We start from the raw sequence: 8,228 nt of genomic DNA on the forward strand, positions 1-8,228 counted from the left end.
CCTGTTCACACTTGTCCCTACTGGTCGAATCCGTCCAATCCAAATCTTGCTAGCTGTAAGTCTCAACTTTTTTATATTCATCACCCAACTTTAGTCAGCCTTCAAAGGTAAAACCACAATAAACTGCGCCCCTTGATTTTCTGATGACACCACTTCAATCCTTCCGTGATGCTGGCGAACAATTTCTTGGACCAGCGATAGACCTAGCCCGACACCCTGCTGCTGTGACTTGCTGCGGGCAGCATCCACCTGATAGAATTTTTGCCAGATTTTTTCCTTTTCAGCCTTGGAAATGCCCAGACCATTGTCCGCAATGATTAACTGACACTCCCTTCCTTGCGCCTTCAGACGCACTTCAATCTGATCTTTGGTAAATTTCATGGCATTGGAGAAAATATTATCCAGCAGACGGCTGAGGAGAAGTTCATTGCCCAAAACATGCAGATTATCGTCAACATCGCTGCTTAGCTGGATATCTTTTTCTGTCAAAAGCCGCTGATAGTCTTGCAGCTTTTGCTTGGTTAGGTCTGATAGGTTCAGCGATACTAGAGATAGTTCTTTATGACTTTCTAAGCGGGATAATTCCAAAATCTGCTCAACCATGGCTTTCATATGCTGCGCCTGTCGATGAATAATAGCGTTGGATTCCTTGGCATCTGCCAAAGTAGAAGCATAGGTCTGGCCATACTCGCTTTCTGACAAGATAACGGTCAAAGGCGTCCGCAACTCATGGGAAACATCATGGTTAAACTGCTTCTCACGTTCGAAGGAAGTGTCAATGGTTTCTAACATCTTATTGATAGTTACCGCTAACTGGGTTAATTCATCCGATCGATTCGTCACAGAAATACGCTGAGAAAAATCCTGGCTTTGCGTGATAAGCTGAGCCGTCTCAGAAATATGGATCACTGGAACAAAGGCTCTCTTCAAAATGAGATATCCACCCCAGACAATGAAAACCAAAAGCAACGGCGCAATAATTCCCAGAGAAATTAGGAAAAAACGGTATTCCTCGCTGATATGTGTCCTTGCTCTCACAGCCCGCAGCCAACGGCTAGAGTGCTCAATCTTGACATCATAGTAATAAAAAGAATCACCTTTTGCCTTAGTCGTCCTGACCTTATCCTTTGAAAAAGGCAGATTGGCATCAAAATTCCTAGGGAAAGTGCCTCTTAACAGGCGCCCATCTTTGGCATAAATAGCGTAGTAGGCACCATCATCAAAGGCTTCATAATCTTCGATATCCTGACTCATCTCCAGTGCAGCATTTTCCAACCGTTGTTTGCCCGTAGAATCTGCTAGAGATCCCGACACAAAGAAGGCAAAAGCAAAAATCCCTAGCAAGAGGAGAAAGATAAAAATCGAATACCAAAGGGTAACCTGCTTGACGATGCTAGAACCTTTCTTTTGACGTTGATTCTGCTTCAGATTATTTGTAAATAACATAGCCTAGCCCCCTCTTGGTCTGAATGAGAGAATCCTTGCTGTTCTCGTCTAGTTTCCGTCGAATATTTTTTATCAGGACATCAATGATGTTGGAATCACCCTCGTAATCATAGTCCCAGACATGCTCACGAATCTTGTCACGGCTCATGACCACTCCTGGATTACGGGCTAGAAATTCCATCACTTCGTATTCTTTAGCCGTCAGATCAACAGCTTGTCCATTTTTTGAAACATGGTGCCCTGCAAGATCAACGGTCACTGAACCAAGCTGAATGGTGCTGGTCAGGACTTCGCGATTGTCACGTCTCAACATAGCACGGAGTCTCGCCAAAAGCTCACCAAACTCAAAAGGTTTGACCAGATAATCATCCGCACCCAAATCCAATCCTGTAATCTTATCCTCTACCGTATCTTTGGCGGTTAATACGAGAACAGGGATCTTAGATCCTGAATGTCTGAGCTCTTGAATAAAGGCATAACCATCCATCTTGGGCATCATAATATCCAAAATTATCACATCATAGTCAGACACCGCTAGAAAGTCCATCCCTTCCTTGCCATCAAAAGCACTGTCCACACTGTAGGAATGAGTCTTTAGCAGTTTGGCAAGACTGAGATTCAAATCACGCTCATCCTCAACAATCAATAACTTCATGGGCATATCCTTCTCATTTTTTACTTTTATTATATCATAGGACTGACAGACTGAGTTCCTAGTTGTTTTTTTCGCTAAGAGAGAACATTCCCATCAGTCGTTTTGCTCTAAGCGTCAAAAAGGTGGGGCAAACCGCCCCACCTTTAACCATGACTCCTGTTTTTTTGTGTTTGTTAGTCTTTATCTTCGTGGTCTTTGGCAGTTTGCTCTGTGATTGTTAAGTCTTGAGCATTGAGTTTAAGGTCTTTTTCTTGATTATTATCCAAGATTTCCACCTTGTAACTTACTGTTTTACCATCATTATAGAGCTTGATCTCGGTAACTTTGGCTGATGAATATTTAGCCTTAACCGCTTTTTCCACGTCTTCAAAAGTCTTCTTGGCTGTTCCTGACAGCTTGTCTTGGGCATCCAATTGCTCGGTCTTAGCACTGAGCACCTTACCTGTGTCCGCATCCAGTTCATATTCTTTTTCAGTGCTATTAGTCTGAATATCAACTTCATAATAGACTTTGTTGTCGTCAATCTTCAATTCAATCTTAGTGATCGTTCCAGACTTAGCTTCTGCCAAGGCTTTATCCGCAGCTTCTTTAAGGGATAACTTAGGATTGGCTTTGGCCAAAGCGATACTGTCTTTATCGTGGTCGTGATGCTCTTTATCGTCATCAAACATACGATGCTCACCTTGCTCATGAGTGTAAACATAAGCCGCTCCAGCACCGACTGCTCCAGCGCCCAGCAAAGCAATTCCTGCCGCCGTTGCCAAAACCCATTTTTTCTGTAGTAAATTTTTCATTTGTTTTACCTTCTTTCTTTTTTTATCAAATATCTTTATTTGATGGTTTTATTATAAAAAAGAAAAATGAAGGGAAAATGAATGAAAAGAAAAAATTTACATAGTAAGCACAACAATTATCATAAACAATATTCTTATGATATCTGTCTTTAATACTGGTGAAGAAAGCCTATCAAATCTATTTGCCATAGTATCACCTTGGTTGTATTCTCTATTTTTTACGGGTCGTTGACGTTGATATTGGAATGACTCCACAAATTCGACTAGAGTTGACTGGGTTGCTGATTCTTACCACTCTCTCTTGTACGCTTCATCAATAGAATTCATATATTTTTATAAATACTATCCAACAACCCTGGAAAGCAATTATTCAACTCATTTAATCTAAGAGATATCAAACGTTGACGACCTTCTATCCTAACTTGAATAATTCCACTTTCACGTAGCACTTTATAATGATGTGATAAATTATTTTTTCGACCCAAATCTTCAAAATAACTACAGTTTCTCTCCTGATTAGAAGTGTAAAGTCTTTTAAAAATCATTAGTCGAGTAGATTCACTCAAGGCATAAAGAACCTGTTCAAGTCGAATATCCTCTATGGATGGATGGTGCAATACTGCCATATCAGCCAGCCTCTCTTTCTACTTGTATTTTAGCAGAAAAAGGTTTATACTACAATTGTTCAATAATAATCGAACAAAAAGTGGAGGTCACATATCATGAAGACATTTAATAACTATTTTTATTTATCTGATTTAGCGGTTCAAGACAAAAACAGCTTACAAAAACTTTGCCAGCTATTTGACCCCGAAGCGGTCATTGAGGCCAATGATGGGCATACCTACATAGGTGACAAAGAAATTATTCCTTTCTTTAAAAGCTTTTTTAGCCGCAATTTAGCAACAAGACACTTATGGGATATTCAGTCAATAGATGATGGAGTGTTCCAAGCTAACTGGGCAGTAGTTGGACAAAGAAAATCTGGAGACTACTTTACCTTAACAGGTAGAGACATTGCCACAATTAAAAATAATAAAATTATCAAGCTCAAAATTATAGGAGATCAATAAGAGTATAAAATTTTCTTCAAAAGGAGTACATATCCATACAAAAAAGAGACTGAGAAGTGTATCAGTCTCTTACTTTATATATCCTATTTCTTATAAATATCCTCAATCTTGATTTTAATGATGCGGTCCATATGCATAATGCCTACTTTTTTGTTTTCTTAATTTTTTTAATGTTTCTGCAAGTATCATTTTGTATCCTCCTTTTTTTATAATCCAAATATATTAAATTAAGTTGCGCATAACAAGCAACGTATCTTTACAATCAAGTTTTTTAGCTACTTATCGTATCATTCTAGATAAAATAAGAAAAATAGGTATATAAGAAAAGTCTGACGGCATGTCAGACCTTCAGTTCCAGTAATTCGATTTTGTATCATTGTATATGGTTATAATTCATCAATTTTGTCCTACTGTCTTGACCATATTATAATCGCTCTCTCAATTTTTCCACAAATAGATAGGCTGCCGGACAAGTTAGGGTATTTTTGATGGTAAGATGGTTAATCTGATAGATTTTCTTACGATCCGTATGTGGAAATTCCTGACAGGCCTTGGGACGAATATCATAAATACTGCAGAGGTTATCCTCACCCAGAAATGGGCAGGGCATGCACTGGAAAATCTTGTCACCATCTTCATCCACTTTTAGATACATATCCTCAAAAACAGGAAGCCTCATGCGAAAGTGTTTGGCAATTCTTGTAATATCTTTTTCCGTAAAAAGCGGGCCCAAACTCTTGCAGCAATTAGCACAAGCCGTACAATCAATCTCTTCAAAGACTTCCCTATGTACTTTTTGTACGATTTGATCCAGATTTTTAGGCGCCTTTCGCTTCAAGGAAAGCAAGAAAAGACGGTGCTCCTTGCGCTTTTGCAGAGCTAGCTGATGATATTTTTCGATGTCAATATTTAATTGGGTCATTATCCACTTCTTATCCTTAGTCGATTTTAATTATCTGATAGCTTCCAGCCAATCACTTTTTAGTCAAGGCTTCCACAATAATTTTGGTATAGGCAATAGCTCCCTGATCATTGGGGTGAATCATATCTTCCGTCATGTATTGATCTTCCTTATCGTGGGTCATTCCATACCAATCAATGACGTGGAAATTCTGATATTTTTGATCAGCTTCCGTCAAGTTTTTATTGACTTCATCTGTCCAGTAATATTGGGACTTATCCAGATTGATATTGATCCAATAGACCTGCCGATTGCCTGCCACCTGCATGATTTGGTCAATCTGACTAACTTGTAGGCTCGTTTGGTCTTCGTTGCGATTGATGCCCAAGCCGATAACCAGATGATCAACTTCTGGGTGTTGTGTCACAGTTTCTTGAACCATTTCCAACCCCATTGAAGGTTTACGTCCTGTAGCCCCATCAAACACAGCTCCTGTAAATACTTGAGATAAATCATTATAGGTCATAGCAATCATGGAATCTCCAAGAATAGCGACCTTCATTTGATTGACGGCATCATAGTCTTCTTGACTGATGCCGTATTTATTGAGAATTTCTGGATTAGCTGGGGTTCCTGTAGTGACAGGCTGAGGATTTTTGGACTGCTGAGCCATCTGAGCCTCATTGTTCTTCAACTGATCCGTGATAGCATTTTGAGCCTTGCTTTTATCTGGTGAGGTGAAAACCAAAAAGAGAGCAACTGCAAGCACAAAGCCTGTCACAAGAGTGATGGGTAACTTAACCCCCAAGAAATACCGCCTACCCTTTTCAGTATAAAAAGTGCGTATCTGCTGCCAAGTGATACGGCGTAAAGGAACCTCAACCAGACGATAAGTCGCCTCGGTCAAGATAAATAAGATAACCAGGGCTAGTAAAATCGAAGGTAAGGACTTAGGGTGAGCTAACTTTAGTTCTACAAAAGTCAAAACTGGGATCTGCCAGAGATACATACCATAAGAGCGAGATCCTAGATAAGCCGTCACTGGATTGGACAACCATCTATTAACGAGCAACTGAGGATGAACAGTAGCAGCGATTAGGATGCAGACTAAAAAGCTAAAAAGCCACATCCCACCGCGATAAGCGAACCACTCCTGATCCGGTAGAAAGAAGAAACAAATTCCTAAAACCAGCATTGTAACCAAGGCTACGATATTGAAAACCCAACGATCAAACTTGGCTAGCTTGATTCTTTCAGCACTATCACTAGGATAGATGAAAGCCAAGGCTGAACCCATTAGAATACTAAATAATCGCGTATCTGTTCCATAGTAAATACGAGTAGGATCAACACCGGCTTTAAAGAGAAGGGTCATTTCTAAGAAGGAAAGGAGTAAAACGATGTCTAAAACATTGAAGATGGCCGTCCGATTTCGCTTGAAAACTCTCATTAAAACAATGACAATCAAAGGCCAAAAAAGATAGAATTGCCCTTCTATCGAGAGACTATAGTAATGTTGGAAAGGCGCTTCCGCCATCAACTTGGCAAAATAAGAGCCGCCTTTAGCAATCTGCCACCAATTATTAACTGAAAAAATACTGGAGATAAAAACCATCCGCATCTCATTTAAGAGGTTTCTTTGAAAGAAATACATATAGAGAGTGCTGAGCAGCATAACCACTATCATGTTGGGATAGAGCCGTTTGAGCCGCCTCAGGAGGAAAGCCTTGATGTCAATTCTACCACTGGTTTTATACTCCTTAAGTAAAAGATCCGTAATCAAATAGCCTGATAACACAAAGAAAAGAGCCACTCCCAAGTAGCCCCCTTTAAAAATGGAGGGATAGATATGGTAGAAGATAACAGCAAAGATCCCAATCATTCTCAAGCCATCAAATCCGGTGATATATCGTTTTTTCATCAGAGCTCTCCCTTTGGTCTCATCGTCATTTATTGACCAAAATATACCACAAAATCGCTTTCTTCGCAAGGTGATCTTGCTGGGAAAGTCTTATTTCATAGGCTTTTTGATTGTAAAATAAGACTTTAGTTTTTAAATGAATATTAAACTTTTAGGGCTTTTATGGATTTTTTGCTTGACTAAGGTTTTTTATAAATGTATAATCTAGTTATCAAAACTAGATAATGTGAAGGTAATCTTTAATGCCACAATCGTTTCCAAAATGGGATGAGCTGCCTGAGATTGATTTATATTTAGATCAGGTGCTACTCTATGTCAATCAAGTAGCTGCTTTTGTTAATGCAGACAAAGGCTTGACGTCCTCAATGATCAATAACTATGTTAAACATGGACTGGTTGATAAACCTATCAAGAAGAAATATAATCGTCGGCAACTGGCTCGTCTGATAGCTATTACGACTTTCAAACCCGTCTTTTCCATTCAGGAAGTCAGTCATGTCTTAAGTTTATTAACAAGTGATGGAAAGTCTCAAGATTGTTATGATAATTTTGTTGCCTGCATGAACGGTGACACAGACCGTGATATCCCAGAAATTATCATTTCAGCCTGTCGGACACTTAAACTCTATCAATACACACACCAACTTGCCTTAGATCTTCAAGGAGGTCAAAATCATGAGCACTAGTCAAACGCTTAAACTCAGCAAACGTCTTACATTCGGTGAAGAGGTCGCTAACAGTGTCACCCATGCTGTCGGATCAGTTGCTATGCTGATCCTGCTGCCTATTACAGCTTCTTATAGCTACCAGCTCTATGGATTCAAGGCCGCAGTCGGCATGTCCGTCTTTGTCATCAGTCTCTTTCTGATGTTTTTATCCTCTACAATTTACCATTCCATGCAGTATGATTCCCCTCAGAAGTATGTTTTACGCATCATTGACCACAGCATGATTTATATCGCTATTGCCGGATCCTATACACCTGTTGCCATCTCACTAGTCGGTGGTTGGCTAGGTTATCTCATTATCCTCCTGCAGTGGGGGAGTACTATCTACGGTATTCTTTACAAAATTTTTGCCAAGAAGATTAATGAAAAATTCAGCCTCTTCCTCTATCTAATGATGGGGTGGTTAGTTATCTTCATCATCCCAGCCATTATTACCAAAACTGGTCCTGCCTTTTGGTCACTCATGTTGGCCGGCGGCTTATCATATACCATAGGAGCATTCTTCTATGCTAGAAAGCGTCCCTATGATCATATGATTTGGCACCTTTTCATTCTATTAGCTTCTGCTCTCCAATACATTGCCATTGTTTACTGTATGCTATAATGCAAAAAGAAAGCGGGATAAAATCCCGCTCGCTCAGACCGAAGACAAACTTCTTTTTGGAGGTTTGTCTTTTTTGGTGTCTCTTATCTTTAAGATGAAAAATGGA

At 39.7% G+C, this 8,228-nt stretch carries 9 protein-coding genes; 3 read left to right on the plus strand and 6 right to left on the minus strand.

Annotated elements, in window-relative coordinates:
• Window positions 1-90 precede the first annotated feature (90 nt).
• The 4 genes from ACFOSE_RS02195 to ACFOSE_RS02210 form a co-directional block, all read right to left on the minus strand.
• Entirely contained in the window at window positions 91-1,446 is a 1,356-nt protein-coding gene (locus ACFOSE_RS02195; RefSeq protein ID WP_380429911.1) for a sensor histidine kinase, read from the minus strand.
• Window positions 1,430-2,101: a response regulator transcription factor gene (locus ACFOSE_RS02200; protein WP_380429914.1), complete on the minus strand. Its 672-nt coding sequence runs from the start codon at window positions 2,099-2,101 to the stop codon at window positions 1,430-1,432. Before ACFOSE_RS02200 ends, ACFOSE_RS02195 begins: the two co-directional genes overlap by 17 nt.
• A 173-nt stretch (window positions 2,102-2,274) precedes the next feature.
• Window positions 2,275-2,895 carry a PepSY domain-containing protein gene (locus tag ACFOSE_RS02205; protein WP_380429916.1) on the minus strand — a complete coding sequence of 207 codons (621 nt, stop codon included), beginning with the start codon at window positions 2,893-2,895 and terminating at the stop codon, window positions 2,275-2,277.
• 323 nt (window positions 2,896-3,218) lie between these two features.
• Window positions 3,219-3,521, minus strand: a complete 303-nt coding sequence (locus ACFOSE_RS02210) for an ArsR/SmtB family transcription factor (RefSeq protein ID WP_380429919.1) — start codon at window positions 3,519-3,521, stop codon at window positions 3,219-3,221.
• A gap of 96 nt (window positions 3,522-3,617) precedes the next feature.
• Between ACFOSE_RS02210 and ACFOSE_RS02215 the strand changes: the two genes are divergently transcribed.
• Window positions 3,618-3,968 carry a nuclear transport factor 2 family protein gene (locus ACFOSE_RS02215; protein WP_380429922.1) on the plus strand — a complete coding sequence of 117 codons (351 nt, stop codon included), beginning with the start codon at window positions 3,618-3,620 and terminating at the stop codon, window positions 3,966-3,968.
• Between the two features lie 424 nt (window positions 3,969-4,392).
• On the opposite strand, the gene ACFOSE_RS02220 is transcribed toward ACFOSE_RS02215, so the two are convergent.
• Window positions 4,393-4,890, minus strand: a complete 498-nt coding sequence (locus ACFOSE_RS02220) for a YkgJ family cysteine cluster protein (RefSeq protein WP_380429925.1) — start codon at window positions 4,888-4,890, stop codon at window positions 4,393-4,395.
• A 52-nt stretch (window positions 4,891-4,942) separates the two neighbouring features.
• On the minus strand, window positions 4,943-6,790 hold the full coding sequence (locus ACFOSE_RS02225) for an acyltransferase family protein (protein WP_380429928.1): 1,848 nt from the start codon (window positions 6,788-6,790) through the stop codon (window positions 4,943-4,945).
• A gap of 242 nt (window positions 6,791-7,032) precedes the next feature.
• Between ACFOSE_RS02225 and ACFOSE_RS02230 the strand changes: the two genes are divergently transcribed.
• Entirely contained in the window at window positions 7,033-7,476 is a 444-nt protein-coding gene (locus ACFOSE_RS02230; RefSeq protein ID WP_380429931.1) for a DUF1836 domain-containing protein, read from the plus strand.
• Window positions 7,466-8,122: a PAQR family membrane homeostasis protein TrhA gene (gene trhA, locus ACFOSE_RS02235; RefSeq protein WP_380429934.1), complete on the plus strand. Its 657-nt coding sequence runs from the start codon at window positions 7,466-7,468 to the stop codon at window positions 8,120-8,122. Before ACFOSE_RS02230 ends, trhA begins: the two co-directional genes overlap by 11 nt.
• Window positions 8,123-8,228 lie beyond the last annotated feature (106 nt).

It is taken from the genome of Streptococcus dentapri (assembly GCF_042649885.1).
Classification (GTDB): domain Bacteria; phylum Bacillota; class Bacilli; order Lactobacillales; family Streptococcaceae; genus Streptococcus; species Streptococcus dentapri.